26 protein-coding genes are annotated in these 24,727 nt (G+C 71.5%); 7 read left to right on the forward strand and 19 right to left on the reverse strand.

Going from position 1 to position 24,727, the window contains the following annotated elements:
* Positions 1 to 20 precede the first annotated feature (20 nt).
* Genes ACWGN5_RS00890 through ACWGN5_RS00950 form a run of 13 tightly spaced genes read right to left on the reverse strand, consistent with a single transcriptional unit; the run spans position 21 to position 11,914 of the window.
* Positions 21 to 734, reverse strand: coding sequence for a hypothetical protein (locus tag ACWGN5_RS00890; protein ID WP_453510329.1), 714 nt, complete (start codon positions 732 to 734; stop codon positions 21 to 23).
* A gap of 50 nt (positions 735 to 784) precedes the next feature.
* Positions 785 to 1,327 carry a nuclear transport factor 2 family protein gene (locus ACWGN5_RS00895; RefSeq protein ID WP_453510330.1) on the reverse strand — a complete coding sequence of 181 codons (543 nt, stop codon included), beginning with the start codon at positions 1,325 to 1,327 and terminating at the stop codon, positions 785 to 787.
* Positions 1,328 to 1,329: 2 nt separating this feature from the next.
* Positions 1,330 to 1,971 (reverse strand): hypothetical protein, encoded by a 642-nt coding sequence (locus ACWGN5_RS00900; RefSeq protein WP_453510332.1) that lies wholly within the window; start codon positions 1,969 to 1,971, stop codon positions 1,330 to 1,332.
* Positions 1,968 to 2,480, reverse strand: a complete 513-nt coding sequence (locus ACWGN5_RS00905) for a hypothetical protein (protein ID WP_453510334.1) — start codon at positions 2,478 to 2,480, stop codon at positions 1,968 to 1,970. Before ACWGN5_RS00905 ends, ACWGN5_RS00900 begins: the two co-directional genes overlap by 4 nt.
* Positions 2,477 to 3,751 (reverse strand): MCE family protein, encoded by a 1,275-nt coding sequence (locus ACWGN5_RS00910; protein ID WP_453510336.1) that lies wholly within the window; start codon positions 3,749 to 3,751, stop codon positions 2,477 to 2,479. Before ACWGN5_RS00910 ends, ACWGN5_RS00905 begins: the two co-directional genes overlap by 4 nt.
* Positions 3,748 to 4,959, reverse strand: a complete 1,212-nt coding sequence (locus tag ACWGN5_RS00915; protein WP_453510337.1) for an MCE family protein — start codon at positions 4,957 to 4,959, stop codon at positions 3,748 to 3,750. Before ACWGN5_RS00915 ends, ACWGN5_RS00910 begins: the two co-directional genes overlap by 4 nt.
* Positions 4,956 to 5,981: an MCE family protein gene (locus ACWGN5_RS00920; protein ID WP_453510339.1), complete on the reverse strand. Its 1,026-nt coding sequence runs from the start codon at positions 5,979 to 5,981 to the stop codon at positions 4,956 to 4,958. Before ACWGN5_RS00920 ends, ACWGN5_RS00915 begins: the two co-directional genes overlap by 4 nt.
* Entirely contained in the window at positions 5,978 to 7,027 is a 1,050-nt protein-coding gene (locus tag ACWGN5_RS00925; RefSeq protein WP_453510340.1) for an MCE family protein, read from the reverse strand. Before ACWGN5_RS00925 ends, ACWGN5_RS00920 begins: the two co-directional genes overlap by 4 nt.
* Positions 7,024 to 8,079 (reverse strand): MCE family protein, encoded by a 1,056-nt coding sequence (locus ACWGN5_RS00930; RefSeq protein ID WP_453510341.1) that lies wholly within the window; start codon positions 8,077 to 8,079, stop codon positions 7,024 to 7,026. The genes ACWGN5_RS00925 and ACWGN5_RS00930 overlap by 4 nt, the downstream gene beginning before the upstream one ends.
* The gene (locus tag ACWGN5_RS00935; protein WP_453510343.1) at positions 8,076 to 9,329 is read right to left on the reverse strand and encodes an MCE family protein; all 1,254 of its coding nucleotides are present in this window, start codon (positions 9,327 to 9,329) and stop codon (positions 8,076 to 8,078) included. The genes ACWGN5_RS00930 and ACWGN5_RS00935 overlap by 4 nt, the downstream gene beginning before the upstream one ends.
* A gap of 1 nt (position 9,330) precedes the next feature.
* Positions 9,331 to 10,137, reverse strand: coding sequence for an MlaE family ABC transporter permease (locus tag ACWGN5_RS00940; RefSeq protein WP_453510344.1), 807 nt, complete (start codon positions 10,135 to 10,137; stop codon positions 9,331 to 9,333).
* 5 nt (positions 10,138 to 10,142) lie between these two features.
* Complete coding sequence (locus ACWGN5_RS00945; RefSeq protein ID WP_453510346.1) at positions 10,143 to 10,907, reverse strand: MlaE family ABC transporter permease; 765 nt, start codon at positions 10,905 to 10,907, stop codon at positions 10,143 to 10,145.
* Entirely contained in the window at positions 10,904 to 11,914 is a 1,011-nt protein-coding gene (locus ACWGN5_RS00950; protein WP_453510347.1) for an ABC transporter ATP-binding protein, read from the reverse strand. The genes ACWGN5_RS00945 and ACWGN5_RS00950 overlap by 4 nt, the downstream gene beginning before the upstream one ends.
* A gap of 572 nt (positions 11,915 to 12,486) precedes the next feature.
* Here ACWGN5_RS00950 and ACWGN5_RS00955 point away from each other — a divergent pair.
* The 4 genes from ACWGN5_RS00955 (at position 12,487) to ACWGN5_RS00970 (ending at position 17,291) form a co-directional block, all read left to right on the forward strand.
* Positions 12,487 to 13,122 carry a hypothetical protein gene (locus ACWGN5_RS00955; RefSeq protein WP_453510349.1) on the forward strand — a complete coding sequence of 212 codons (636 nt, stop codon included), beginning with the start codon at positions 12,487 to 12,489 and terminating at the stop codon, positions 13,120 to 13,122.
* Positions 13,123 to 13,284: 162 nt separating this feature from the next.
* Positions 13,285 to 14,877: a DUF6801 domain-containing protein gene (locus tag ACWGN5_RS00960; RefSeq protein WP_453510351.1), complete on the forward strand. Its 1,593-nt coding sequence runs from the start codon at positions 13,285 to 13,287 to the stop codon at positions 14,875 to 14,877.
* A 44-nt stretch (positions 14,878 to 14,921) separates the two neighbouring features.
* The gene (locus ACWGN5_RS00965; protein WP_453510352.1) at positions 14,922 to 15,863 is read left to right on the forward strand and encodes a hypothetical protein; all 942 of its coding nucleotides are present in this window, start codon (positions 14,922 to 14,924) and stop codon (positions 15,861 to 15,863) included.
* 216 nt (positions 15,864 to 16,079) lie between these two features.
* Positions 16,080 to 17,291, forward strand: coding sequence for a PucR family transcriptional regulator (locus ACWGN5_RS00970; protein ID WP_453510354.1), 1,212 nt, complete (start codon positions 16,080 to 16,082; stop codon positions 17,289 to 17,291).
* Positions 17,292 to 17,322: 31 nt separating this feature from the next.
* On the opposite strand, the gene ACWGN5_RS00975 is transcribed toward ACWGN5_RS00970, so the two are convergent.
* The gene (locus ACWGN5_RS00975) at positions 17,323 to 17,805 is read right to left on the reverse strand and encodes a winged helix-turn-helix transcriptional regulator (RefSeq protein ID WP_453510621.1); all 483 of its coding nucleotides are present in this window, start codon (positions 17,803 to 17,805) and stop codon (positions 17,323 to 17,325) included.
* A gap of 87 nt (positions 17,806 to 17,892) precedes the next feature.
* Here ACWGN5_RS00975 and ACWGN5_RS00980 point away from each other — a divergent pair, with 87 nt between their 5' ends.
* A complete protein-coding gene (locus ACWGN5_RS00980) occupies positions 17,893 to 18,603 on the forward strand; it encodes an SDR family oxidoreductase (RefSeq protein ID WP_453510355.1) in 711 nt (236 codons plus the stop codon).
* Positions 18,604 to 18,644: 41 nt separating this feature from the next.
* Positions 18,645 to 19,070: a tautomerase family protein gene (locus tag ACWGN5_RS00985; protein WP_453510357.1), complete on the forward strand. Its 426-nt coding sequence runs from the start codon at positions 18,645 to 18,647 to the stop codon at positions 19,068 to 19,070.
* A 20-nt stretch (positions 19,071 to 19,090) separates the two neighbouring features.
* Here ACWGN5_RS00985 and ACWGN5_RS00990 read toward each other — a convergent pair whose 3' ends face one another.
* Positions 19,091 to 20,578 carry a long-chain-fatty-acid--CoA ligase gene (locus ACWGN5_RS00990; RefSeq protein ID WP_453510359.1) on the reverse strand — a complete coding sequence of 496 codons (1,488 nt, stop codon included), beginning with the start codon at positions 20,576 to 20,578 and terminating at the stop codon, positions 19,091 to 19,093.
* 145 nt (positions 20,579 to 20,723) lie between these two features.
* Between ACWGN5_RS00990 and ACWGN5_RS00995 the strand changes: the two genes are divergently transcribed.
* Positions 20,724 to 21,890: a PucR family transcriptional regulator gene (locus tag ACWGN5_RS00995; RefSeq protein WP_453510361.1), complete on the forward strand. Its 1,167-nt coding sequence runs from the start codon at positions 20,724 to 20,726 to the stop codon at positions 21,888 to 21,890.
* Position 21,891: 1 nt separating this feature from the next.
* Here the strand turns inward: ACWGN5_RS00995 and ACWGN5_RS01000 are convergent, their stop codons facing one another.
* From ACWGN5_RS01000 to ACWGN5_RS01015, 4 genes are all read right to left on the reverse strand, one after another.
* Entirely contained in the window at positions 21,892 to 22,344 is a 453-nt protein-coding gene (locus ACWGN5_RS01000) for a DUF5709 domain-containing protein (RefSeq protein ID WP_453510363.1), read from the reverse strand.
* 46 nt (positions 22,345 to 22,390) lie between these two features.
* Positions 22,391 to 22,558, reverse strand: a complete 168-nt coding sequence (locus ACWGN5_RS01005; RefSeq protein WP_453510364.1) for a hypothetical protein — start codon at positions 22,556 to 22,558, stop codon at positions 22,391 to 22,393.
* A gap of 169 nt (positions 22,559 to 22,727) precedes the next feature.
* On the reverse strand, positions 22,728 to 23,255 hold the full coding sequence (locus tag ACWGN5_RS01010; RefSeq protein WP_453510366.1) for a hypothetical protein: 528 nt from the start codon (positions 23,253 to 23,255) through the stop codon (positions 22,728 to 22,730).
* Positions 23,256 to 23,360: 105 nt separating this feature from the next.
* Positions 23,361 to 24,686 (reverse strand): NADH:flavin oxidoreductase/NADH oxidase family protein, encoded by a 1,326-nt coding sequence (locus ACWGN5_RS01015; RefSeq protein WP_453510368.1) that lies wholly within the window; start codon positions 24,684 to 24,686, stop codon positions 23,361 to 23,363.
* Positions 24,687 to 24,727: the final 41 nt, after the last annotated feature.

The raw sequence follows: 24,727 nt of genomic DNA on the forward strand, positions 1-24,727 counted from the left end.
TCACCTCCGCCGGGGCCGGGTCAGCGGCCGAAGGTGTCGATGTTCTCGACCAGCCAGCGGCCGTCGCGGCGCACGACGTCCAGGGCGAACATGGCTCCCGCGTAGACACCCCGGTCATCGGTCTTCGCCTTGCCGCTTCCCGCCGTGCTCACGCTGCTCTGGTCGGCGTAGACCAGCACCCGGGCGCGGTCGGCGTCGATCCGCTCGACCGCGCTGTCGGTGACGGTCGTGGTGATCACCGTCTTCTGCTTCGCGGCCTGGGCGAGCACCCCGCTGAACAGCGTCTTGTGCTGGGCCACCGCCTTGCCGGTGAGGAGGGTCTTCCCCGCCCGCTCGAAGGGCCCCGTGTCGGCGTGGTCGTACGAGAAGAGGGCGGCGACCGCGGCGACGGTCTGCCCCTTGATCTCGCTGGTCCGGGCGAGGTCGGTGAGGGCCGTGTTGCCGCGCGCCGGGTCCTCCCGGAGCTCGCCCGCCCTGCTGTGTGCCCAGCCCGCGAAGCCTCCGAGGAGCAGGGTCAGGACGCAGAGGAGGACCAGGGGGGAGACGCGGCGCTTCCGTGTCCCGCCTCGGGCCGGCTCCGGGGTGCCCGGGTCGGGCTCCGGTTCCCGCTCGGGCTGTGGCTGGGGTTCCGGCAGGAGGGCGACCGGCGCGTGGGTCCTGGACGCGGGGGGCGACTGGTCGGCGAGGGCCTGGCGGCGGCGCCGGCGGTTGAGGTGGTGGCGGGGCGTCGGCATCGTGCGGGTCCTTTCGGGTGCGTGCGGCTCTCGCGTACGGGACGGTCCGGTCAACCGGTCGCGGTGCCGCCCACGGGGGCCTGCCCCAGGGCACTGAGCTTCCACCGGCCGTCGGTGCGGGTCAGTTCGCCCAGCATGCGGCTGTCCTTCTCCGTGCTCTTGCTGTCGGGGGTCGTGACGGTGATGCGCAGCGCGACGAGCAGCCGGGCGCGCCCCGCCCTGTCGTCGAGTTCGGTGACGGCGCCGGACAGCACCCGGGCCGTGGTCACCGTCCTCGCCGTCTTGACCTGGCTGGTGAACTCGGCCCGGCCGTCGACCAGTTGCTGATGGAGCTCGCCGGTCGTCGAGGTCTCCCAGAGGTCGAGGCCCTGGTCCACGCGCCGGTGGTCGAGGGTGTTGAGGTTCTGCACGGCCTGTTCTCCGGCCGCGAGCGCCCGGTCGCGCTGCACGGCGTACGCCGCGGAGTCGTCGTGGGCCGCGGCGTACCAGCTCCGGCCCTCCCAGGCCGCGAAGCCGCCCGCGGCCAGCGTGAGCACCAGGGCGGCGGCCAGGGCCGGCCGGTGTGTCATGGGGTTCTCCCGTCTCCCGCTCATCGTCAGCGGGCCTTGATGTCGACGATCAGCCACCGGTCCCCCTGGTACTTCGCGGTGACGGTGAGCTGGGCCGCCGCGGAGGTGGCGGCGGCCTTGTCGCGCCGCGAGGTCTGGTCGAGGAAGACGAGGAGGCGCGCGCTGTCCCCGTCGAGTGCGATCACCCCGGTGCGGACGGCCTGGGTGGAGAGGGTGATGCGCTGGTCGACGAGACTGGCGCGGACCTGGGCGAGCAGGTCGCTGTACTCGCGGGCGGCGCGCCCCGCGAGGACGGTGCGGGCGGACCGTTCGGCGGCGTCGGTGTTCGCCGTGTAGGAGAACACCCGGGCGAGTCCTTCGGCCACGTCGCCGCTCACGCGGGTGGTCGCCTCGGTGTCGGTGAGCGCGTGGTTGCGGGCCGACGGGGTGGAGCGGAGGTGGTGGGCGGCGTGGAAGAAGCCGCTCCCGCCGAGGAGGAGGGCGGTGAGGGCGGCGGCGAGGGCGGCTTTGCGCCAGGCGGTGGCGGAGCGGCGTCCGGCTGTGCCGGTGGGTGCCGTCGCGTCCCCGTCCGTGGCCGGAGTCGGCTCCGGCCGGTCATCGCCGAGGGCTGCCTCTCCCCCGTCGGTCTCCGCGTCCCCGGCTGTCGTCCTGCGCAGCAGTCGTGTCATCGGTCCCCGCCCTCCGCTCCGGCGACCGGCACCGCGCTCAGGGCCGCGACTCTCCATGTGTGCGCGCCCGTGCGGGTCAGGACGGCCTCCAGGCGTTTGCGGTCGGTGGTGGCGGTCGTGGCTCCGCGCGGGGTGACGTCGACGCGTACGGTCGCGATGAGTTTCGCCGTACCGGCCCTGGTGTCGAGGGCGGTGAGCGCGGCTTCGGTGACGGTGGCGCGTGCCGAGGCGCCGACCGTGGGTTCGGTGCGGCCGAGTTCGGTGCGGAGGGGTCCGGTGGAGGCGTCGCGCCAGGCACGGATGCCCGCCGCGGCGCGTTCGCGGGTCGAGGCGTCGAGGGTGTTCAGGACGGTGATGCGGCTGCGTCCCTCGGCGAGGGCGGTGTCGCGTTCGCGGCCGAAGGCGAGTTCCTCGTCGGTACGGGCCTGGGCGTAGGCCCAGGCTCCGGTCCCGCAGAAGCCGAGGGCGACGACGAGGGCGGCGGTGCCCAGGGCCTGGGCGCGCTTCATCGGGTGCTCCCGCCGGTGAGGCCGAGGAGGCCGGCCATGTCCGTCGGTCCGCCGGTGTCGCCGGGAAGGGCGAGCGCGCCGGGCAGCGCCTGCTGCGTGCCGGCCGTGGTGCGTGCGCTGCCGGAGGGCAGGGAGCCGGGCCGGGCCGGGGTGGGGACGCCGCCGCTCTTCGGTGCGTGGGCCGAGCCGCGGACGTTGACGCCGGTGGAGGACGGGGACGTGCAGGAGGCGCGGGTGTTGAGGGCGGGCGCGGTCCCCAGGTCGAGTCCGTTGCGGTAGCGCGTGCCGCCGTATCCGGAGGTGCAGGGCAGCGGCTTGAAGAAGGTGACGGCCATGCCGAAGTTCACGTGTCCTCCGTCGACGGTGGTGGCTCCCGCCGAGACGGCCGCCGGGAACTTCACGAGGAGTTCCTCCGTGCCGCGCTGCCGGGTGACGGCGATCTCCGAGGTGGTGAGGAGGTTGGCGAGGACGACGCCGAGGCTCGGGTCGAGATCGCGCAGGAGGCCGCTGACCTGGCCGGTCGCGTCGGGGGTGACGGCAAGGAGGCGGCGCAGGTCGGTGTCGGAGCCCTTGAGGGTGGCGGCGAGGTCGCGGGCGCCGGTGGCGAAGTCCCGGATGGCGCGGCTCTCGTCGGCCTGGGTGCGCAGGACGACCTCGCCGTCGTCGATGAGCCGGGTGGTGGCCGGCAGGGAACGGTCGGCGGCCTGGACGAACCGGCTGCCGCTGTCGAGGAGGACCTGGAGGTCGTCGCCGTGGCCCTCGAAGGCCTTGCCGAGTTCGTCGACGACCGTGCGCAGGGAGTCCAGGGGTACGGAGCGGGTGAGGTCGTTCATGCTCGCGAGCACGTCGGTGACGGGCGCCGGGACTTCGGTGTCGGACTGTTCGATGCGGGCGCCGTCGGCGAGGAAGGGTCCGCCGTCGCTCTCGGGGCGGAGGTCGATGTACTGCTCGCCGACGGCGGAGAGTCCGGCGACCACGGCGCGCGCGTCGGCGGGGATCCGGGGGGCCGAGTTCTTGATGCGCAGTTCGGCGACGACTCCGTCGGCGGTGAGGTCGATGGCTCCGACGCGGCCGACGGAGACGCCCCGGTAGGTGACGTCGGAGTGGGTGAACAGGCCTCCCGTACGGGCGAGATGGACGCGGACGGTGTAGTGGTCGGCGACGCCTGCGTAGCGGCCGAGGTCGGCGTAGCGGACGCCGACGAAGCCGAGGACGAGTACGGCGATGACGAGGAACGCGAGGTTCTTCAGTCGGACGGTTCGGGTGATCACCGGTTGTCGCCTCCGGCCGGGGGTGTGGTGCCGGTCGTGACCGGGGGCAGGGGCAGCGCCGATCGCGGGCTCGGCGCGGTTCCGTCGGTCCCCGCTCGCCGCCGGGAGGTCGGCTCGGGGGCCGAGGGGGTGGGGGTCGGGGTGGGTTCTGCCTTGGGGATGAGGGGCGGGATGACCTCGGTGCCGGGGGCGGCGGCGAGGTGGAGATAGGTGTTGAGGTAGTCGCCCTTGATGCCGCGCATCACTTCGTCGGTGAACGGATACGTGAGGAGCACCTGGAGCGAGGCGGGCAGGTCGGCTCCGGCGTCCGCGAGGGCCGTCAGGGTCGGGGCCAGGGCCTTGAGGTCGGCGACCATGTCCTTCTTGCTCGCGTCGACGGTGGAGACGGCGACGCCGGAGAGGGTGTCCAGGGCGCGCAGCATGGTCAGCAGGGAGCCCCGCTGTTTCTCCAGCGTCTTCAGGCCGGGCGAGAGGCCGGTGAGGACGGTGTCGACGTCCTTCTTGCGGCCGGCGAGGGTCGCGGAGAGCCGGTTGACGCCGTCGAGGGCACGGGTGATGTCGCCGCGGTGCGCGTCGAGGTTCGTGACCAGGGTGTTCACGCGGTTCAGCATCGAGCGGACCTCGGGTTCGCGGCCGCCGAGCGCCGCGTCGAGTTCGCGGGTGATGGTCTTGAGCTGGTTGACGCCGCCGCCGTTGAGGAGCAGGGACAGGGCGCCGAACACCTCCTCGACCTCGGTGTTGCGGCTGGTGCGCGCGAGGGGGATGACGCTGCCGTCGGTGAGGCGTGCGCCGGAGTCCTTCCGCGGGGCGACGAGCTGGATGTACTTCTCGCCGAGGAGGCTGGACTGCTCCAGGCGGGCGCCGGCGTCGGCGGGGAGGCGGACGTCGCCGTTGATCTTCAGTGTGACGCGGGCGGACCAGGTGCCGGTGCCGAGTTCGATGGCGGTGACGCGGCCGACGGCGACGTCGTTGACCTTGACCGCGGACTGCGGGACGAGGCTGAGGACGTCGTCGAGTTCGGCGGTGACGGTGTACGGGTGGGGGCCGAGGTCGGCGCCGCCGGGCAGCGGGAGGTCCTCGATGCCGTCGAACCGGACGGGGTGCGAGGGGACCGCGCCGAGGACGACGGCGAGCCCGAGGCCGAGGGCGACGGCTCCGACGGCTCCGGCGCCGAGGGCCTTGCGGGAGGGCAGGGAGTCCGCGTTCACCGCTTCCCCCCTCCGGTGCTCGCCGACGACGCTCCGGTGACCGGCAGCGGCAGCAGGGGGCCGCCCATGCTGATCTCGTTGAGGTTGGCGCGGCCGTCGAGGGTGCGGGTGGCCGGGTTGTACGCGTTGACGACGTTTCCGGCGGCGAGCGGGGCGACGTCGAGCGCCTCCGCGAGGGAGGCCCGCTGGTCGACGAGGGTCTGGGTGAGGGGGACGAGCCGGTCGACGTTCTTCTTCAGTTCGCCGCGGTTGTCCTTGATGAAGGTCTTGACCTGGGCGAGGGCCTTGCCGAGTTCCTTGAGGGCGCCGGCGAGGTCGTCCTTGTTCTCGGCGAAGTAGCCGACGACCTCGTCCAGGCGTTCCTGTGCGGTGCGGACGTCGCCGTCCTTCTTCTTGAGCAGGGTGGTGAAGGTCTGGAGCTGCCCGAGGGTGGCGAACAGGTTCTCGCTGCTGCCGTCCAGGGTCTTGGCGGCTTTGCCGAACTGTTCGATGGAGGTGCCGATGGCGGTGCCGTTGCCCTTGAGGTTCTTCGCTCCGGTGTCCAGGAGTTCGGAGAGGGCGCCGGCGGAGTTGGCGCCGTCGGGGCCGAGCGCCTTGCTCAGTTCGGTGATCGAGTCGTAGAGCTGGTCGATCTCGACGGGGGTGCGGTTGCGGGCGGCGGGCAGCTCGGCGCCGTCGGCGAGGGCGGGGCCGGTGCTGTAGGCGGGGGTGAGCTGGACGTACCGGTCGGCGACGATGCTCGGGGCGACGACGAGGGCACGGGCGTCGGCGGGGACGCGCACGCCTTCGTCGAGGCGGAGTGCGACGCGTACCCGGGTGCCTTGCGGTTCCACGGACTCCACCTCTCCCACGCGTACGCCGAGGACGCGCAGGTCGGATCCGGCGTAGATGCCGACCGCCCGGTCGAAGGAGGCGGTGACGCGGATGCCGTCGTCGTCGAGGACGCGGACGGCGACGAGGCCGCAGGCCGCGAGCACCGCGAGGGCGAGCCCGGCGACGAGGGGCTCTCTGGGCTTGGTCATCGTTCACCGCTCCCCTTGGCCGTCGCCGTCTGTTTCGGCGGCTGGCATCCGGTCTTGGGCTGCGAGGCCTCGGGCAGATAGGTGCGGGGCACCACGCCGCACAGGTAGCTGTCGAACCAGCGGCCGCTGCCGAGGGTGTTGCCGACGAGCCGGTAGTAGGGGCCGATCAGCGCGAGCGTCTTGTCGAGCTGGCCGCTGTTCTTCTCCAGGACGCCGGTGACGCGGCTGAGGGCCTTGAGGGTGGGGCCGAGCTGCCGGTTGTTGTCGCCGACGAGGCCGCTGAGCTCGGTGCCCAGGTCGCGGCTTCCCTTGAGCAGGGCGCGGATGGCCTCGCGGCGCTTCGTGAGCTCCCCGAGCAGCGAACCGCCGTCCTCGATGAGGATCTCGAAGCTGGACTTCTTGTCCTCCAGGGTCTTGGTGAACTTCTTGCTGTTCTCCAGGAGCCGGGCGAGTTCGGTGTCGCGCGTGGAGACGGACTTCGACAGTGCGGAGAGGCCGGTGGCGGCGTTGCGTACGTGCGGCGGGGAGTTCTTGAAGGTGTCGGAGATGGTCTGGAAGCTCTCGGCGAGCTTCTCGGTGTCGATGGCGTCGACGGTGCCGCCGAGGTCCTGGAAGGCCTGCGTCACGTCGTACGGGGACGTGGTGCGGGACTGCGGGATGCGGGTTCCGGGGGCCTGCGGGGCGGACCCCAGCGGGTCGAGCGCCAGGTACTTCTCGCCGAGGAGGGTCTTGATGGCGATGGCGGCGGTCGAGCGGTCGCCGATCCAGGCGCCGCCGACCTCGAAGGTCACCTTGACCTTGGGGCCGTCGAGCGCGACCTCGGTGACCTGGCCGACCTTGACCCCGGCGATGCGGACCTCGTCGCCGGCGTCGAGTCCGGCGGCCTCGGTGAAGTCGGCGCTGTAGGCGGTGTCGCCGCCGACGAGGGGCAGCCGTTCCACGTTGTACGCCAGGACCGCCATGAGGGCGAGGACCAGCAGTCCGACGAGGGCGACGGCGACGGGATTGCGCTCCTTGACCGGCTTGAGCCGGACGCGCGGGCTCATCCGCGGCACCTCGTCTCGGTCACGGCGATGCCGGTCGGCGGCCTGGAGCCGTCGGAGGTTCCCACGCCGCTCACGCGCGCCTCGCAGAGGTAGAGGTTGAACCACGATCCGTACGAGGAGAGCCGGGCGAGGGCCGTCATCTTGCCGGGGGTGTGGGCGAGGAAGGTCTCGATGGCGGGGGTGTGGTCGCCGAGGGTGCCCGAGAGCCGGCCGAGTTCGCGGATGTCCTTCTTGAGGGGGGCGCGGCCCTCCTGGAGGAGTCCGGCGGTCGTCGTGGTGAGGTCGCCGATGGCCTTGACCGCCTCGCCGAGGGGTTTGCGGTCGGTGTTGAAGCCGGTGACGAGTTTCTGGAGGGTGACGACGAGGTCCCCGAAGGCGGCCTCGCGGTTGTTGAGGGTGGTGAGGACCGTGTTGAGGTGGGTGACGACCTCGCCGATGACCTTGTCCTTGGCGGCCACGGTCCTGGTGAGGGAGCCGATGTGCCGCAGGAGGCTGTCGACGGTGCCGCTCTCGCCCTGGAGGACCTGGACGAGGGAGCCTGCGAGGTCGTTGACGTCGGCGGGCGAGAGTCCCTCGAAGAGTGGTTTGAAGCCGTTGAAGAGCAGGGTCAGGTCGAGTGCGGGGGTGGTGCGTTCGAGCGGGATGGTGTCGCCGGCGTTCAGGGTGCCGGTCAGGTCGCCGGTGCCGCGGTCGAGGGAGACGTACCGCTGCCCGACCATGTTGAGGTACTTCACGGCGGCGGTCGCGGACCGGGGCAGGGTGCGGTCCTCGCGGACCGTGAAGGTGACCTGGGCGGTGCGCCGCTGGACGACGCGCACGTCGGTCACCTCGCCCACCTTCACTCCGGAGATGCGCACGGAGTCGCCCTCGACGAGCCCGGTGACGTCGGTGAAGAGCGCCTTGTACGAGCGGGTGGCCGAGCCGACGCCGGTGTTGGCGATGCTGAGGCCGAGGACCGTGGTGGCGAGGGCCGTGACGAGGACGAAGGCGAGGGACTTGAGGACGGTCCCGGTCAGGCCGCGTCGTCGCGTGTGGGAGGGCCGTGTCGTCATCGGAGGGTCACCTCCGCACCGCGGAACGCCGGTCCCGCGAGCAGGCTGGACCAGTCGGGCAGGTCGCCGGGCCGCTTCTTCGCGGCGGGGGCGAGGAGTTCGTTGACGAGGTCGTTCTCCTGCGGGGAGTTGGCGGGCCCGAGCTCCTGGTCGGCCGCGGCGGACGCCCGTGCGGCGGGTGCGGCCGGGACGCCCAGGTAGGGCACGGGGTAGCAGTGGGGGCCGCCGCCGGAGCCGTACGAGGGCGTGTCACGGCCCGGGACGTAGGCACCGCGCGAGGGGACGGTGGTCACCTCGACGTGCAGTCCCGGCTGGTCGGTGCCCTTCCCGAGGGCCTTGTCCATGGCGGGCACGAACTGGGCGAGGGTGCGCAGTGTGCAGGGGAAGGACGGGGAGTACTCGGCGAGCAGTTCCAGGGTGGGCCTGCCGGTGGCGCTGAGGCGGATGATGTTGTTCTTGTTCTGCCGCAGGAAGGCGGTCAGGTCCTGGGCCGTCCGGGTGGTGGCGCCGAAGGTGCCGGCGAGCTCGCCCTCCTTCTCGGCCAGGGTGCCGCTGGTCTTCGTGAAGTCGGTGAGCGCGGTGACGATGTCGGGGGCGGCGTCCGCGTAGAGGTGGCTGACCTTCACGAGCTCTTTCAGGTCGCGGGTGAGGGCGGGCAGGTGGGGGTTGAACTCGCGCAGGTGGGCGTCGAGTCGGGCGAGGGTCTCGCCGAGCTTGTCGCCGCGCCCCTCCAGGGCGCGGGAGACGGCGGAGAGGGTCGCCGACAGTTTCTGCGGCTGGACGGCCGTGAGCAGGGGCAGGACGTTGTCGAGGACCTGCTGGAGTTCCACGGCGTTGCTCGACCGGTCCTCGGGGATGACGTCTCCGGGGCCGAGCGGCTGCGCGGAGGGGGTCGCGGGCGGTACGAGGGCCACGAACCGTTCGCCGAAGAGGGTCGTGGGCAGCATCTGCGCGCGGACGTCGGAGGGGACGTGGCGCAGGGTGCCGGGCCGCATGGCGAGGGTGAGCCGGGCTCCGCCGTCGGTGGCGTCGATGGCGCGGACCTCGCCGATGACGACGCCGCGCAGTTTCACCTCGGCCCCGAGGTGCATCTCGTTGCCGACGCTGCCGGTCTCGACGGTGATCGGGTCGGAGTCGGTGAAGCGTTTGTCGTAGACGGCGACCGCCAGCGAGGCGAGCAGGGCGGGCACCAGGAGGAAGACGACGCCGGCGAACCGGCGCCGGACGGTCTCGGCACGTGAGTCGCTCATCTCACCCCGCCACCTTCACGGTCGTGGTCGCGCCCCAGAGGGCCAGCGACAGGAAGAAGTCGGTGACGCTGATCAGCACGATGGCGTTGCGTACGGAGCGGCCGACGGCGATGCCGACGCCGGCGGGGCCGCCGGAGGCGCGGAAGCCGTAGTAGCAGTGGGCGATGATCACCATCACGCTGAAGATCAGCACTTTCAGCACCGAGAGGAGGACGTCCGTCGGTGACAGGAAGAGGTTGAAGTAGTGGTCGTAGGTCCCCTGGGACTGGCCGTTGAAGAGGACCGTGATGTAACGGGAGGCCAGGTAGGAGGAGAGCAGGCCGATGGCGTAGAGCGGGACGATGGCGACGACGCCGGCGATGATGCGGGTGGTGACCAGGTACGGCATGGAGCGGATGCCCATGCCTTCGAGGGCGTCGACCTCTTCGTTGATGCGCATGGCGCCGAGCTGGGCGGTGAATCCGGCGCCGACGGTGGCGGAGAGGGCGAGTCCGGCGACGAGCGGGGCGATCTCGCGGGTGTTGAAGTACGCGGAGACGAATCCGGTGAAGGCGGCGGTGCCGATCTGGTCGAGGGCCGCGTAGCCCTGGAGGCCGACGACGGTTCCGGTGAACAGCGTCATCGCGATCATGACGCCGATGGTGCCGCCGATGACGCCGAGGCCGCCGGAGCCGAAGGCGACCTCGGCGAGGAGCCGTTGCACCTCCTTGAGGTAGCGGCGCAGGGTCCGGGGGATCCAGAGCAGGGCCCGGAGGTAGAACAGGAGCTGGTCGCCTGACCGGTCGAGCCACACGAACGGGGAGGCCATCGGTCTCAGCCTCCCTTCGGCGGGACGATCTGCAGGTAGATGCCCGTGAGCACCATGTTCACGAAGAACAGCAGCATGAAGGTGATGACGACGGACTGGTTGACGGCGTCGCCGACGCCCTTGGGTCCGCCGCGGGGGTTGAGTCCGCGGTAGGCGGCGACGATGCCGGCGATGAACCCGAAGATCAGGGCCTTGAGTTCGCTGATGTAGAGGTCGGGCAGCTGGGCGAGGGCGGAGAAGCTGGAGAGGTACGCGCCGGGGGTGCCGCCCTGGAGGACGATGTTGAAGAAGTAGCCGCCCAGGGTGCCGACGACGGAGACCATGCCGTTGAGGAGCACGGCGACCGCCATGGTGGCGAGGACGCGCGGGACGACGAGTCGCTGGACGGGTGAGACGCCCATGACCTCCATCGCGTCGAGTTCCTCCCGGATCTTGCGGGAGCCGAGGTCGGCGCAGATGGCGGAGCCGCCGGCGCCGGCGATCAGGAGGGCCACGATGAGCGGGCCGGCCTGCTGGATGACGGCGAGGACGCTGGCGCCGCCGGTGAACGACTGGGCTCCGAGCTGCTGGGTGAGGGAGCCGACCTGGAGGGCGATGACGGCGCCGAAGGGGATGGAGACGAGTGCGGCGGGCAGGATGGTGACGCTCGCGACGAACCAGAACTGCTCGATGAACTCGCGGAACTGGAAGGGCCGCCGGAAGGCGGCGCGGCTCACCTCGGCGGCGAGGGCGAAGAGGCGGCCGGTCTGCCGCAGTGCGCCGGTGATCACGAGCCGCTCCCGGTGGCCGGCAGGGTGAGGGTGGGCGCCGGGGCGGTCCGCGCGTAGGTGTCGCGGATGGCGGCGCGGGCGGCGGGCGGGAGCTGGTCGAGCATGCCGAGGACGCGCTCCCGGCGCCGGGTGACGGCCGCGCGGGGCGGCAGGCCCGGGGAGGGTTCCAGCTGCGGGACGATGGCGCGGGGTGCCGTCGGCCGGCCGGCCGGCTTGTCCGCCTCGGCGGCGAGGAGGGCGGCGTCCTTCTCCTCGGACATGCCGATGGGGCCTTCGCGGCGGCCGGCGAGGAACTGGGTCACGACCGGTTCGTCGCTGGTGAGGAGGACCTCGCGGGGCCCGAAGGTGACGAGCCTGCGCCGGAAGAACATCCCCATGTTGTCGGGGACGGTGGCGGCGATGTCGAGGTTGTGGGTGACGATGAGCATCGTCGCGTCGATCCGGGCGTTGAGGTCGATGAGCAGCTGGGACAGGTAGGCGGTGCGGACCGGGTCGAGTCCGGAGTCGGGCTCGTCGCACAGCACGATCTGCGGGTCGAGGACGAGCGCGCGGGCCAGGCCGGCACGTTTGCGCATGCCGCCGCTGATCTCGCCCGGCAGCTTGTCCTCCGCGCCGAGGAGGCCGACGAGTTCGATGCGTTCCATGACGATGCGCCGGATCTCGGTCTCCCGCTTGCGGGTGTGCTCGCGCAGCGGGAAGGCGATGTTGTCGAAGAGGCTCATGGAGCCGAACAGGGCGCCGTCCTGGAACATGAGGCCGAAGAGCTTCCGGGTCTCGTAGATGTCCCGTTCGGGGCTGCTGACCATGTCGACACCGTTGATGAGGACACGGCCCTGCTGGGGTTTCAGCAGTCCGATGAGCGATTTCAGGAAAACGGTCTTCCCGGTCCCGGAAGGGCCGAGCATGACGCTGACCTCTCCGGCCGGCAGGGTCAGCGACACGTCCTGCCAGATGTTCTGCTTGCCAAAGGACATGGTCAGACCCTCAACGACTACTTCGATTCCCATCCCACCTCCAGCAAGCGTGCGTCGGGTGTGCGCTGCGGGCGCACGTTAAGGCGGTGCGGATCACCCGGACAATAGGCGGGTACCGATTTTCTTGATCCGCTCTCGTATTTGTCACCGGGGAGACAAGGCCGGGTTCGACTTTGTCTCCGTGGAGACAGGGAGCTGCGCCGACCTGCGGCGGGGTGCCGCCCCGGGAACGCTACGGCCGAGTAACCTCTCGCGGCAATAGCCGATTCCGAGTTTTCCCGGCACGGGATCGAACGGCGAAACATTTGTCACCCGGGAGACAGTTCTGTTTCAGCGCTTATCACCGGGGAGAGGGGTGGGAGATCTCGGCGATCGATCAGAATTGTCGACAATACGCACCCGGGAACCAAGGGGATTCACGCCATCGCTCACCCACTTGACAGGCATTCCGACATCTCCAAAGAATCATGGGCTTCGCCATTGTTCAGCTAAGTTTCCCGCAAGTAACGTCTGGTTTCGCGGCCGAGAAATGTCGGGCCGTCGGCCGCTCGACCCCCACCGCGGCCACCCTCTGCCGGTCAATCCCCAAGGAGAGTCCCAGAGCCATGAAGAAGCCCATCAGAAAGCTCGCCGTCGTCGCCGGAGCCGCCTCGGCCGCGTTCGCCCTGTCCGTGAGCCCCGCGTCGGCGGTGGCGTCCACGGTCTGGACCGTCAGCCCCTCCCCGGCCAGTATCACCGCGGTCAACAGCGGGAACATCGTCCTCAGCGTCAACGGCATCGCCATGACGTGTACGAAGTCGAACGGTTCGGGCTCGGGCCAGAGCACCACCGGCAACCCGGCGACCGTCGGCACCATCAACTCCATCGCCTTCGGCGCCAGTGGCACGCCCTGCACCAGCGTCCTCGGCCCCGTGACCACCGTCCCGACCACCCCGTGGACGATCGTGGCGCAGGACTACACCGCCTCGACGGGCGTCACCAAGGGCTACGTCGGCAACGTCGACGCCACGGTGACCGTCGGCGCCTGTGTGTTCCGTGTGACGGGCAAGGCGTCCAGCACGTACACCAACTCGACGGGCGCGCTCGCCGTCAACAGCGTCTCGGGCGAGCTCACCGTCGTCTCGTCGAGCGGCTGCGGTTCCGCCGTCCCGGTCGGCGCCAAGCCCACCTTCAAGGGCACGTACCTCTTCAAGGTGGCGGGCACCAGCACCATTCCGACGATCGTCGGCTCCAACCCGTAAGGACCCAGAAACCCGCGTCCGTCCGGCCGGCGACCCCGGCCGGGCGGGCGCGGGCCTGTGAGCGCCCTTCGCCGGCCGCCTTCCCCCGTCGGCACTCGAACGACCCGAGCGGAGCAACTGATGAGAGGCCCCGGGCCCACCCCTCGATCTTCCCGAATCCGCGTGCGCGGCGCGGCGATCGCCGCGTTCGTGGCGCTCGCCCCGCTGCTCCCGGCGGCCGCCGTCGCCGTCGGGACGCTGAAGGTCGACACCGCGCTGCCCTACGTCTGCACCCTGCCCTCGGGACAGCAGCCCGCGACGGTACGGATCACGGCGGCCTTCCCCGACCGGGCGGCCCCCGGCGAGGAGATCAGGCCCACGGATGTCACCACGACGGTGGAACTCCCGGCCGCGGCCGACGTCACCGCCTCTCTGGGCTCGGCCGTACGGGCGGAGACCCGGCTCACGGTCGACGTGGCCCAGAACGAGCGGCGCGCGCAGGCCACCTGGAGCGGTACGGCACAGTCGGTCGACGTCCCCGCCGAGGGGCCGCTCGTGCTCACCACGACCGGGGACGTGCCGACTTTGACGACGGACACCACCGGCGAACTGACCCTCACCGCCGGGGGGTTCGCCCTCGACCTCGCCCCGAGCGCCACCGGCGGCGCAGCCCCCACCCCCGCCTCCCCTGCCACCCCAACCTCCCTCTCCGTCACCTGCGTCCCCGGCCAGGACGCGGAGGGGCGGACGCTGTTCGCCACCGTTCCGGTCGGCTCCGGCCCCGGCACCGGGGAACCGAGCACCCCTCCCCTTTCGTCGTCCGCCCCGTCGGCATCCCCCTCCACCGGGCCGTCCTCACCCCCGGGACGGACGGTCCCGGTGCCGGGAACGGCGGACGGCCGCGCCCCGAAGGACCCGCGGACCGGGCAGCAGGCGGACCGGGGCAGGGGCCCGGCGGTGACCGGCGAGGACGCGCCCGGCACCCCGGCGGCCCGGCCGGCCGCACCGCCCTGCGTGACGGAGAAGCCGACCCCCACGTCCCTTTCGGCGTACATCACCGGCTACTCCAACGTACGGAAGCTGAACGGCGCCAACATCATCCCGGTGTCCTGCGTCCTGATCGAGCAGGGCGAGCCGGTCTTCGACCCCCGGCCGGACGGAAGCTTCCACCTCCTCACCCCGTCGACGGGACACCTCTCCTACCAGGGGCGCAAGCAGACCCCGCCGTTCAAGGCCACCTTCCTGACGTTCGACTTCGCGCCGGCCACGGCCACCATGGTCCTGGAGCAGATCGGGACCATGACCGTCGACTCGGACGTCCTCCTGGTCTTCCCCGACAACCTCTCGGAGACCTACATCCGCGCGCGCTTCGTCCTGCGTGTGCTCGACGTCCGGGTCAACGGCACGCGCCTTGACGTCGGGCCCGACTGCCGCACCGAGAAGCCGCTCAGCTCCCCCGAGCCCGACCCCGTCAAGTACCCCGGCGACCACCTCGTGCTCCTGGGCAAGGGGCAGCTGATCAACGGAACGGACGCGACCGGCTACCTCCTCACCGGCGGCGGCCCGCTCACCGGCGAGGTGACCATCCCGGCCTTCAAGGGCTGCGGCGCCGGCGGCGAGAACCTCGACCGGCTCCTCACCGCCTCCATCTCAGGACCCGGCAACTACATCAAGCAGATCCAGGGCCAGACCTGCGCCGTGGGCGTCGAGGTGCCCACCGAGGGCCAGTGCACCGAGGACCGCCAGCCGTACGTGGTCCCCAAGCCCGAACTCTGAACCGACCCGGCCGTCCCCCATCTCCCCGACGGAAGGCATCCGCCATGTCCCTCGTCTCCTCCCGTACGAGACTCGCCACCCTCTCCGCACTGACCGCGCTCGGCGCCTTCGTCTCCGTCGGCACGGCGACCGCGGCCACTCCGCAGCTGAACGGCGACTGGGCCCCGTTCGACCGGTGCCCCGTCGACGCCCCCGCGGTGCTCGCCGCCGACGGTCTCGACAAGTCGCCGCAGTGCGTGTCCTCCTCCTCGGCCGGCGGCTCCATCAAGCTCGGCAACACGACGGTCGTCACCGGCAGGACGAACCTCCAGTTCGCCGTGATCCAGAACGCCGACGGCACCAACACCGTCGTCCCCCCGCCCGCCGGCGCGCTCATCGCGGACCCCGCCACCGTCCCCGGCGGCCTGCTCGGCCTGATGTGTCCGAGCGACATCCCGTTCATCACCGACATCTGCCGGCAGCTGTCCGACGCCAACCTCAACAAGATCACCGCCACCATGGAATCGGTCGGCACGCCCTCGGACTTCGACCAGATCGCGGGCGTCCTCACCGACATGCCGATCGTGACCGTCCCGGTCCGGATCCACCTGGAGAACCCGTTCCTCGGCAGCAACTGCTACATCGGGACGAAGTCCAACCCGATCCTCCTGCACCCGAGCAACAAGACCGCGCCGGACTTCTCCGTCGAGCGCTACAGCGGCGACGGCACCCCGAACGAGGAGGGCGACATGAGCCGTCTCAACCTCCTCGGCTCCACCCAGGTCGACACCACCTTCGCCGTCCCCGGCGCCAGCGGCTGCGGTCTCGGGCTCGGCCTGGTCAACGGTGCGGTCAACCTCAAGACGGGGCTGCCCGCCGCGGCCGGCCGGAACAGCCTCACCCTGAACAACACCCAGACCTACCTGACCGGCCTCTACGCGCCCGGCGTCCTCGCCCCCGACGCCGGCAAGGTGTTCTCCCAGAACTGGCACTCGGCCGTCAGGTAACGGCCACCCAGGGGCGATTCCCGGTCTAGTCAGGCGGCGTACGGGCCTCCGGACCGCCAACTCTTGCGCAAGTTGTGTACAGCACACAGCAGTTGATTTAGCTTCAGCAGTCCCCGTTGGTACGCACCTGACGGCCGAGGCGGCGCCCACCCCACGACGGAGGGCGCCGCACCGCCGCTCCCCACCGGTCGCGCAGGAGAGCAAGGGATCGGTTCCATGCCCGCAACCGCACAGTCCCCGAACATCGGCGAGCCGCTCGACCCGCTCCCCAGGGAGTTCGCCGACCTGATGAGACCGGAGATCCCGGGCCTCATCAAGGAGATCGGCCTGGAGGTCCAGCGGACCTACCCCGTGTACGCCCATCTCTTCAACGGACCGCACTCGGACGCCATCCGTCAGGGCGTGGAACAGGCCCTGGCGGCCTTCGTGGAACGGGTCGCCACGCCCGGCACGAAGTCGGCCCTCCGGGACGAGCTGCTGCGCAAGTTCGGCCGCGTGGAGGCCTACGAGGGCCGTGACCTCGACAGCCTGCAGGGCGCCTACCGCCTCGGGGCGCGCATCGCGCTGCGCCGGGCCAAAATCATCGGCCGCACCTACAACCTCTCCCCCACCCTGATCCTGGCCTTCGCGGACGCCCTCTTCGCGTACGTCGAGGAGCTCGAAGCCCTGTCCCGCGAGGGCTACGTCATGGCCCAGGCCCGTGCCGTGTCCGACGTGGCGGCGCGGAGGCGACAGTTACTCCACCTCGTCGTCGCGGGTCCGCCGCTGCCCCGGGCAACGATCGCCGAGCTGTGCCAGGAGGCCTCCTGGCAGCTCCCCTCCGAGTGCACCCTGGTGGCCCTGCGTCCTCCGGTCGCCGAGCTCGTCCAGGCGGGGCTCGACCGGGACGTCCTGGCCGACCTCAGCCTCCCCCAGCCGCATCTGCTCATCCCGGGGCCGCTCACCCCGCAGCGCCTCGCGATGCTCGAATCCGCCCTGGCCGGCACCCCCGCCGTCGTCGGTCTGACCGTGCCTCCGGTGCAGGCCGCGCACTCCGTCCGCTGGGCGCGGCGGGTGCTGCAGCTCATCGACGACGGCATCGTGGCGCACGCGCCCCTCGTGCACTGCGAGGAGCACCTGACAACGTTGTGGCTGCTGTCCGACCCGGCCCTCACCGCACATCTCGCGGCGCGTGAACTGGCCCCGCTCGACGAGCTCTCGGGCACCCGGCGCGAGCGGCTGATCGAGACCCTGCGGGTGCACATCTCCACGCGCGCCCCCGCCGAACAGGTCGGCGAGATGCTGGGCGTGCACGCCCAGACGGTCCGCTACCGGCTGCGGAACCTCGACAACCACTTCGGCGACCGGCTCCTCGACCCCGACCACCGGTTCGCCCTCGAAGCGGCCCTGCGCTCGCTGCACCTCCACGGCCGGAAGGGCGCGGACTGAGCCTCGTACGCCTCCTCGTACCGCGGGAGCGTCAGTCGCGGCGCCAGTCGGGGTGCAGGCGGATCTCGATGTCGTCGGACGACGCCTCCGGCGCCGGGTCGGCGGTCACGCGGACGTTGAGCGGGCGGCCGCTGCTGGCTTCGACGAAGGCCAGCGGTGGACGGCCGTCCTGCAGGTGGGCGTCACCCCAGCGGACCAGCGACAGGAAGACCGGCAGCAGGTCCTCGCCCGCCTCGGTGAGCCGGTACTCGTCGCGGGCCCGCTTCCCCGGCTCCTGATAGGGGGTGCGCGCCACCACCCCGGCCGATTCCAGCTGCTTGAGCGCGCGGGAGACCGAGGGCGCGGAGGTGCCGATCCTCGCCACGAAGTCCTCGAACCGGGTCGTGCCGTAGAAGCACTCCCGTACGACCATGAAGACCGTGCGGGTGCTGAGCAGGTCGAGCACCCGCCCGGCCGAGCACCCGTCGCCGATCGACCAGGCGTCCCGGTCGCTCAATCGTTTCTCGAACCTCATCGCCACCATCCCAGTGTAGCTAATGCTTGCGTTACCCAGCCCTGGCGTGCTTGCATCTGACTAACGCAATCGTTATCCAGATGGGGAGTGAGTGCCGTGGTCGCGGTGATGGGCAAGGTGGTCGTGGTGACCGGCGGGCGGCGGGGGCTCGGTGCCGCGCTCGTGGACGAGGTGCTGGCGCGCGGGGCGAGCAAGGTGTACTCCACGGCCCGCTCGGCGTACGTGGACGAGCGCCCGCGGGTGGTGACCACCGTGCTCGACGTCCGTTCGGCCGAGTCGGTCGCCGCCCTCGCGGAGCTCGCCCCGGACGCCGAGATCGTGTTCAACAACGCCGGGGTCCTGCTGCCCTCGCCGCTGCTCACGGGCGACTTCGGGCAGACGGCCGAGACCTTCGACGTCAATGTCTTCGGGCCCTTGCGGGTGGCCCGGGCGTTCGCGCCCGTCCTCGCCGCGAACGGCGGCGGAGCGCTGGTGAACATGCACTCCGTGCTGTCCTGGCTGGCGGGCAGCGGAGCGTACGGGGCCTCCAAGGCCGCGGCCTGGTCCCTCACGAACTCGCTCCGGCTCGAACTGGCGCCGCAGCACACACAGGTCGTCGGTGTGCACGCCGGATTCATCGACACGGACATGGTCTCCGCCCTCGACCGGAGCAAGGCGAAGCCCGCCGACGTGGCCGCACGGATCGTCGACGGCCTGGAGGCCGGCGCCGTCGAGGTGCTCGCCGACGACGTCAGCGTCACCGTGAAGTCCGCACTGTCCGGGCCCGTGGAACACCTGACCTTCACGGCCGCCGGCTGACCCCCGCCCCCTCCCCCCTGACCGAGGAGCCACGAACCGCCATGCCCCTGTGGACCGTTCACCACACGCCGGGAATCTTCTCCGCCGAAGAGAAGCACCGCCTCGCCTCGACCGTCGCGGACCATTACGAGAAGGTCGGCCTGCCCCGCTTCTACGTGGTCACCCTGTTCCAGGAGACCCGGCCGGAGGACTTCTACGTCGGAGGTGAGCCCGCCCCGGTCGGGGTCCGCATCACCATCGACCACATCGCCCGGCGCAACCCCGACGAGGACAGCAGGCGCCGGACGGCCCGCTGGATCAGGGAGATGGTGCGCCCCCACCTCGAACGGCACGCCGGGCTGCACTGGGAGTTCCACGTCGACGAGACCAGCGAGGAGCTCTGGATGATCAACGGGCTCGTCCCTCCGCCCGGCGGTTCCGAGACGGAACGGCTCTGGGCGGAGGAGAACAGGGCGACCGCCTACTGATCAGGGCGACCGCCCACTGATCACCCGACCGGAACGGTGATCTCCCGCTTCAGGATCTTGCCGCTCGGTCCCAGCGGCAGCGCGTCCACGAGCCACACCCGGCGCGGGTACTTGTAGGCCGCCACACGGTCCTTGACGTACTCCCGCAGGTCCTCGGGCGTCGCCTCCGCGCCGGGGCGCAGCACGACCGCGGCCGCGACCTCCTCGCCCAGCTCGGCGTGCGGGACGCCCACGACGGCGGCGAGGGCGACGGCCGGGTGCTCGTGGAGGACCTCCTCGATCTCCCGCGGGTAGACGTTGTAGCCGCCGCGGATGATCATGTCCTTCTTGCGGTCGACGATGTAGAGGTAGCCGTCCTCGTCGGCGCGGGCGAGGTCGCCGGTCCGGAGCCAGCCGTCCGGGATGGCCGCCTCGGTCTCCTCCGGGCGGTTCCAGTACCCCTTCATCAGGTTGGGACCTCGGACGGCGAGTTCACCGATCTCACCTGGGGCCACGTCCTGGCCCTTGTCGTCGAGGAGCCGTACCTCGACGTCGCGGATGGGGGTGCCGATGGAGCCGGCCTTGCGCGGCCGGTCGGGGTGGTTGAAGGTGACCACCGGGCTGGTCTCGGACATGCCGAAGCCTTCGAGGACGGGACAGCCGAAGCGCCGCTCGAAGCCGTGCAGGATCTCCACCGGCAGCGAGGCGCCACCGGAGATGCACATCCGCAGAGTGGAGACGTCCGCGTCCGAGGAGTGCTGGAGCAGCGCCGCGTACATGGTCGGCACGCCCTCGAAGACGGTGGCCCGCTCGCGGGCGACGGCCGCCAGGACGGCCCCCGGGTCGAAGCGCGGGATGAGGACGAGGGAGGCGCCGCTGCGGACGGCCGCGCTCATGGTGCAGATCTGCCCGAAGATGTGGAACAGCGGCAGGCAGCCCACCACCACGTCCTCCGGCGTCATCTCCTGGATGTGGACGGTGTTGACCTCGGTGTTGTGCCGGAGGCCGGCGTGGGAGAGGACGGCGCCCTTGGGGCGGCCGGTGGTGCCGGAGGTGTACAGCAGGACGGCCATGTCCTCGTCACCGGCGTCGGCGACCTCGGGCAGCGGCTCGTGCCGGGCCAGCGTGGCGGCGAACTCGGCGGGTTCGACGGCCGTGTGCCGCACTCCCGCGGCGGCCGCCCCCTGCGCGCCTTCGCCCGGAGCCTGGTACCACTCGAAGAGCCGCACGGCGCCGGAGTCGGCGAGGTGGAACTCCGTCTCCCGGGTCTTCAGGAGGGGGTTCATCGGAACGACGACCGCTCCGGCGCGGAGGACGCCGTAGTACAGCACGACGAACTCGGGGACGTTGGGCAGCATCAGCGCCACCCGGTCTCCGGGCCTGACCCCTTCGGACCTGAGCAGGGCGGCGGCGCGGGCACTGCGCTCGTCCAGCTCCGCGTACGTGATGACCTGCTCCCCCAGGCGCAGCGCGGGACGCTCGGGCTGCCGCGCAGCCGTCTCCACGAGGAACCCTGCCAGATTGGCCATGACCCGCCTCCGTTACACGGAATCGTCGAATGTTTACATCGCCGACATCTTGCAGCCGTGTGCGGCCCGGGCCTATGGCCGGTACGACAACGGATGGCCTTCCTGATTGTCCCCGGCCACAAATCGGCGGCGCTAAGCTGCGCGAATGATCCTTTCGGGTGTGGCGGCGACGCTTCAGGCAGGGCTTCCGGAACTGGGCGAGCGCATGGCACGGCGCATCCGCGCGGAGGTCGAGGCCTACGAGGACGAGTCACTGATCCCGCTGGAGTCCCTGCGCCGCTCCTGCACCGCCAACGCGGAGCTGATCCTCACGCACCTCCGCCTCGGCGGCACCCCGGACGCGAGTTCGGCCCGTGACACCGGCCGGCTCCGGGCCGAGCAGGGGGTACCGCTGGCGGACACGCTGCACGCGTACCGGATCGGCTCGCAGCTGCTGTGGACGGAGATCCTGGCCGAGGCCCGCGCCCGCCCCGAGATCTCCGACGGCCTCCTGCTGTCGGAGTCGACGGAGTTCTGGGCGTTGTCCGGTCTGTACGCCGAGTCGGTGGCGGTGGCCTACCGGGAGGCGGCCGCGGAACTCACCTCCCAGGGCCAGGCACGACGGTCCGCCCTGGTGGAGGCGCTGTTCACCGGGATCGTCACGGACCGCACGCTGTGGGAGACCGCCCGGGAACTGGGGCTTCCCGAGCACGGGCCCTATGCGGTCGCCGCGGCGAAGGCCGGCACGCCCGGCGAGGAACCGCTCACCGGAGCCGAGGCCGCGCTGCGCCAGGCGAACCTGCCGTCCGCCTGGCGGCTCCTGCCGGACCAGCAGCTCGCCCTGATCGCCCTGCCGACGGCGGCGGCGGAGGCCACGTGTCTGCGCGTCCTGCGCCGGACGCGTGCCCGCGTGGGGTTCAGTCCGCGTTTCCAGTCCCTGCGGGACACGCCGCAGGCCCTGCGCTTCGCCCGTCTCGCCCTGGCCGGGCTCGAAGGCAGCGGCCCCGGTGTGGCCCGCTTCGACGACAATCCGCTGGCCATGGTCGTCGCCGCGGCTCCGGCCGAGGCCGCGCACCTGATGGAGGTGGTGCTCCGGCCGGTGCTCGATCTTCCGGCCGCGGAACGGTCCCGGCTGCTGCGCACCCTGGAGCACTGGTTCGCCGCCGCCGGCTCGGCCGCCGACGCGGCCCGGAGCCTCTTCGTCCACCCGAACACCGTCCGCTACCGTCTGCGGCGCGTGGAGGAGCTGACGGGCCGCTCCCTCTCCGACCCGCGGGCGGCCGCGGACATCGGCGCGGCGCTCCTGGCGGTCCGCGATCAGAAGACCGGTTGAGTCATTCCCCGTCGATGATGTGCATCGCGGCTTCCTCGGCGGACGCGGCGCCGCCGTCTATGCCGAGGTCCCGGGCGTTCAGTTCGTGGCTGACGGGTCCCGTCCCCTCGTCCTCGGTCATCAGGCGGCCCGCGCGCCGGCCGCCGACCTGGTCGTCCAGGAGCTCGCCGTCGGTGTCCGTCGTGTCGCCGAGGCCGTCGCCGTCGAGGAGGGGGACCTCCGGCTCCTCCTCCGCCAGGCGCTCGTCGAGGGTCTCGCCGCGCTGCCGTTCGGCCGCGGTCACCCCCGCGTGCTCGGCGCCGAGGGGACGCTCCGGTGGCGAGTACCCCGCGTCGAGCGGGTCGCCGGCCGGCCCTTCCAGGGTGTCCTCGTAGTCCAGGACACCCGCGTCGTCCTGGACTTCGCTGCCGTCGGGCTGGTAGACGTCATCGCCCCACGTTTCCGTGTCGGTCATGTGGAACTCCGTTCCTCACCAGGTCCGCGACGGCTCCCGCCCGGCTTCACTCCTCCCGTTGGAAGTCGGCCTCCGCCCGCTCGTCGTCGAGGTCGGACTGGGCCTGTGCGTACAGGTCGTGCACGAAACTCCGAGCGGCCTCGGGCGAGATGCCGACGCCGAGCCGGAGCAACCGACCCGTCCACTGGCCGAGTGGGTCATCGGGTTCGGTCATGACGCCTCCTGAGCGGGAGTGCGGTCGATACCGGCTGCCGTGTCGGACGCGTGGCGGTCAGGACGGGGACCGGCCGGGCGCATTCGACGGGCGTCGAATCCCTGTTCTCCCTTCCATGGTCCCCGCCTGGGGTGCGAACGCAACCCGATGCGGTGGCTAGAGACAGGCCCTAGTCCACCCACCGCCGCAGCAGTTCCTCGCGCTGCGACGCGCGGGGCGACCCGCCCTCCCAGGCGCGGCCCCACTCCGACATCGCCGCCAGCGTCGTGGCCATCGTCGCGGCGCCCTCCGTGAGGCGGGACAGCAGGGCGCGGGAGAGCTCGACCTCGGTCGGGGTGTAGCCGACGGCCGCGGCCACGTACGCCTTCAGCTCGCGCGTGCCGTCCTCCGACTCCAGGCCCAGCGTCATCATCGGCGGGACCTCGCCCCCGAGGCCCGGGCCCAGGGTCATGGCGAGGTTCATCACCACCTCAAGGGCCACGTCCGTGACGACGCCGACCTGCCGCTTCAGGGACTTCACGGGGACGTCCGCCACCGTCAGGGCGTGTACGTCCTCCCAGAGGTGGAGGCCGGACTGCTCCTCGCCGAGGGCCACCACGCCGTCGGGGGTCAGGCGTACCCCGGGCGCCAGACCGGACGGCTTCGCGCCCACGTACACATCGCCCTCGGCGATCCAGAACAGGCCCACCATGGCCATGGCTTGCTCACTTCCCCCGACGGCAGCGCTCCGCCGCCGCGTGGCACATCAGAAAACGATCAGGTCGCCTTCCGGAACGCGCGCGAAGGCCGGGAAGTTCCCCTGCTATCGGCTGGTGGCCAGCCAGGCGCGGTAGCCGCGCAGGGCCACCCGCTGCTTCCGGTACTCGGAGACGAGAGCGATCGCCGGGTGCGTACCCGGCCTGGGCTCGCTGCCGCGGGCGAGGCGTCGCATCTGGTGGCGGACCTGTGCCATCCCGGCGGCCGAGGCGAGGGTCTTGTCCGACCAGGTCACCGGCGCGAGCCGGCGCTCGGCCTCGCGGTCGTTCCGCCAGCGGTCGGGCAGGTCCGGGGTGACGGCGAGGGCGGTGCCCATCCCGACGACGGCCACGCCGCTGTCGAGGACCTTCTCGGCCGTGGCGCGCCGGGTGATGCCGCCGGTGAGCATCAACGGAAGCGGACTGGTCCGCACCAGGTCCTCGGCCAGATCCAGGAAGTACGCCTCGCGGGCGCGGGTGCGGTCGTCGGCGGGGCGGCCGGCCCTCCCCTTGCTCTCGGCGGGGCGGCCGGTCCTCCCCGGACTCTCGGCGGGGCGGTCGGTCTCCCCCTGACTGTCGGCCGGTCGGCCGGCCATCGCCGGGCTTTCGTAGCTGCCGCCGGAGAGTTCGACCAGGTCCACGCCGAGCGGTTCGAGCAGCTCGATCACCTGGCGTGCGTCGTCGGCCTCGAAGCCGCCGCGCTGGAAGTCGGCGGAGTTGAGCTTCACCGCGACCGCGAAGGACGGCGAGACGACCGCGCGCACCGCGCGGACGACGTCGAGGAGCATCCGGGCCCGGTTCTCCAGGGACCCGCCCCACTGGTCGGTCCGCTTGTTGACGAGCGGCGACAGGAACTGTGACAGCAGGTAGCCGTGCGCGGCGTGGATCTCGACCCCGTCGAAGCCCGCCTGCTCGGCGCGGTGGGCCGTGACGGCGAACCGGGCCACGGTGTCCTCGATCTGCTGCGGGGTCATGGCGGTCGGCCGGCCGAACCGGCCGCTGTGCCTGCCCAGGTCGACGGCGACGTCGGACGGGCCCCACACGACGCCGGGCATGTCGGAGGCGACCTGGCGGCCGGGGTGGTTGATCTGCATCCAGATCGCGCCGCCGCCCGACTTCCCCGCCTCGGCCCACTGGGCGAAGGGCTCCAGGGGCGCGTGCTCGTCGAGTACGACTCCGCCGGGACCGGTCAGCGCCTCGGCGTGCACCATCACGTTGCCGGTGATCAGCAGCCCGGTGCCGCCGGCGGCCCATCGGCGGTACAGGGTCAGCAGCCGCCCGTCGGGAAGCTGGCCGTCGCCGGCCATGTTCTCCTCCATGGCCGCCTTCGCGATGCGGTTGTTCAGTGTCTGCCCGGAGCGCAGGGGCAGTGGCGCGAACAGGTCGCTGGTCATCCCGGTTCCCTCTTCCTTCTCCCCCGCCTACGATGTATGCA

The organism is Streptomyces sp. NPDC055815 (genome assembly GCF_053616475.1).

Bases quoted from the DNA above. Each gene is read 5' to 3' on its own strand.
- ACWGN5_RS00985 (WP_453510357.1), top strand. From the start codon at position 18,645: ATGCCCCTGTGGACCGTTCACCACACGCCGGGAATCTTCTCCGCCGAA.
- ACWGN5_RS01005 (WP_453510364.1), bottom strand. From the start codon at position 22,558: ATGACCGAACCCGATGACCCACTCGGCCAGTGGACGGGTCGGTTGCTC.
- ACWGN5_RS00900 (WP_453510332.1), bottom strand. From the start codon at position 1,971: ATGACACGACTGCTGCGCAGGACGACAGCCGGGGACGCGGAGACCGAC.
- ACWGN5_RS01010 (WP_453510366.1), bottom strand. From the start codon at position 23,255: ATGGCCATGGTGGGCCTGTTCTGGATCGCCGAGGGCGATGTGTACGTG.
- ACWGN5_RS00950 (WP_453510347.1), bottom strand. From the start codon at position 11,914: ATGGGAATCGAAGTAGTCGTTGAGGGTCTGACCATGTCCTTTGGCAAG.
- ACWGN5_RS00970 (WP_453510354.1), top strand. From the start codon at position 16,080: ATGCCCGCAACCGCACAGTCCCCGAACATCGGCGAGCCGCTCGACCCG.
- ACWGN5_RS00895 (WP_453510330.1), bottom strand. From the start codon at position 1,327: ATGAGCGGGAGACGGGAGAACCCCATGACACACCGGCCGGCCCTGGCC.
- ACWGN5_RS01000 (WP_453510363.1), bottom strand. From the start codon at position 22,344: ATGACCGACACGGAAACGTGGGGCGATGACGTCTACCAGCCCGACGGC.
- ACWGN5_RS00905 (WP_453510334.1), bottom strand. From the start codon at position 2,480: ATGAAGCGCGCCCAGGCCCTGGGCACCGCCGCCCTCGTCGTCGCCCTC.
- ACWGN5_RS00975 (WP_453510621.1), bottom strand. From the start codon at position 17,805: ATGAGGTTCGAGAAACGATTGAGCGACCGGGACGCCTGGTCGATCGGC.
- ACWGN5_RS00935 (WP_453510343.1), bottom strand. From the start codon at position 9,329: ATGAGCGACTCACGTGCCGAGACCGTCCGGCGCCGGTTCGCCGGCGTC.
- ACWGN5_RS00890 (WP_453510329.1), bottom strand. From the start codon at position 734: ATGCCGACGCCCCGCCACCACCTCAACCGCCGGCGCCGCCGCCAGGCC.
- ACWGN5_RS00940 (WP_453510344.1), bottom strand. From the start codon at position 10,137: ATGGCCTCCCCGTTCGTGTGGCTCGACCGGTCAGGCGACCAGCTCCTG.
- ACWGN5_RS00930 (WP_453510341.1), bottom strand. From the start codon at position 8,079: ATGACGACACGGCCCTCCCACACGCGACGACGCGGCCTGACCGGGACC.
- ACWGN5_RS00990 (WP_453510359.1), bottom strand. From the start codon at position 20,578: ATGGCCAATCTGGCAGGGTTCCTCGTGGAGACGGCTGCGCGGCAGCCC.
- ACWGN5_RS00920 (WP_453510339.1), bottom strand. From the start codon at position 5,981: ATGACCAAGCCCAGAGAGCCCCTCGTCGCCGGGCTCGCCCTCGCGGTG.
- ACWGN5_RS00995 (WP_453510361.1), top strand. From the start codon at position 20,724: ATGATCCTTTCGGGTGTGGCGGCGACGCTTCAGGCAGGGCTTCCGGAA.
- ACWGN5_RS01015 (WP_453510368.1), bottom strand. From the start codon at position 24,686: ATGACCAGCGACCTGTTCGCGCCACTGCCCCTGCGCTCCGGGCAGACA.
- ACWGN5_RS00955 (WP_453510349.1), top strand. From the start codon at position 12,487: ATGAAGAAGCCCATCAGAAAGCTCGCCGTCGTCGCCGGAGCCGCCTCG.
- ACWGN5_RS00925 (WP_453510340.1), bottom strand. From the start codon at position 7,027: ATGAGCCCGCGCGTCCGGCTCAAGCCGGTCAAGGAGCGCAATCCCGTC.
- ACWGN5_RS00965 (WP_453510352.1), top strand. From the start codon at position 14,922: ATGTCCCTCGTCTCCTCCCGTACGAGACTCGCCACCCTCTCCGCACTG.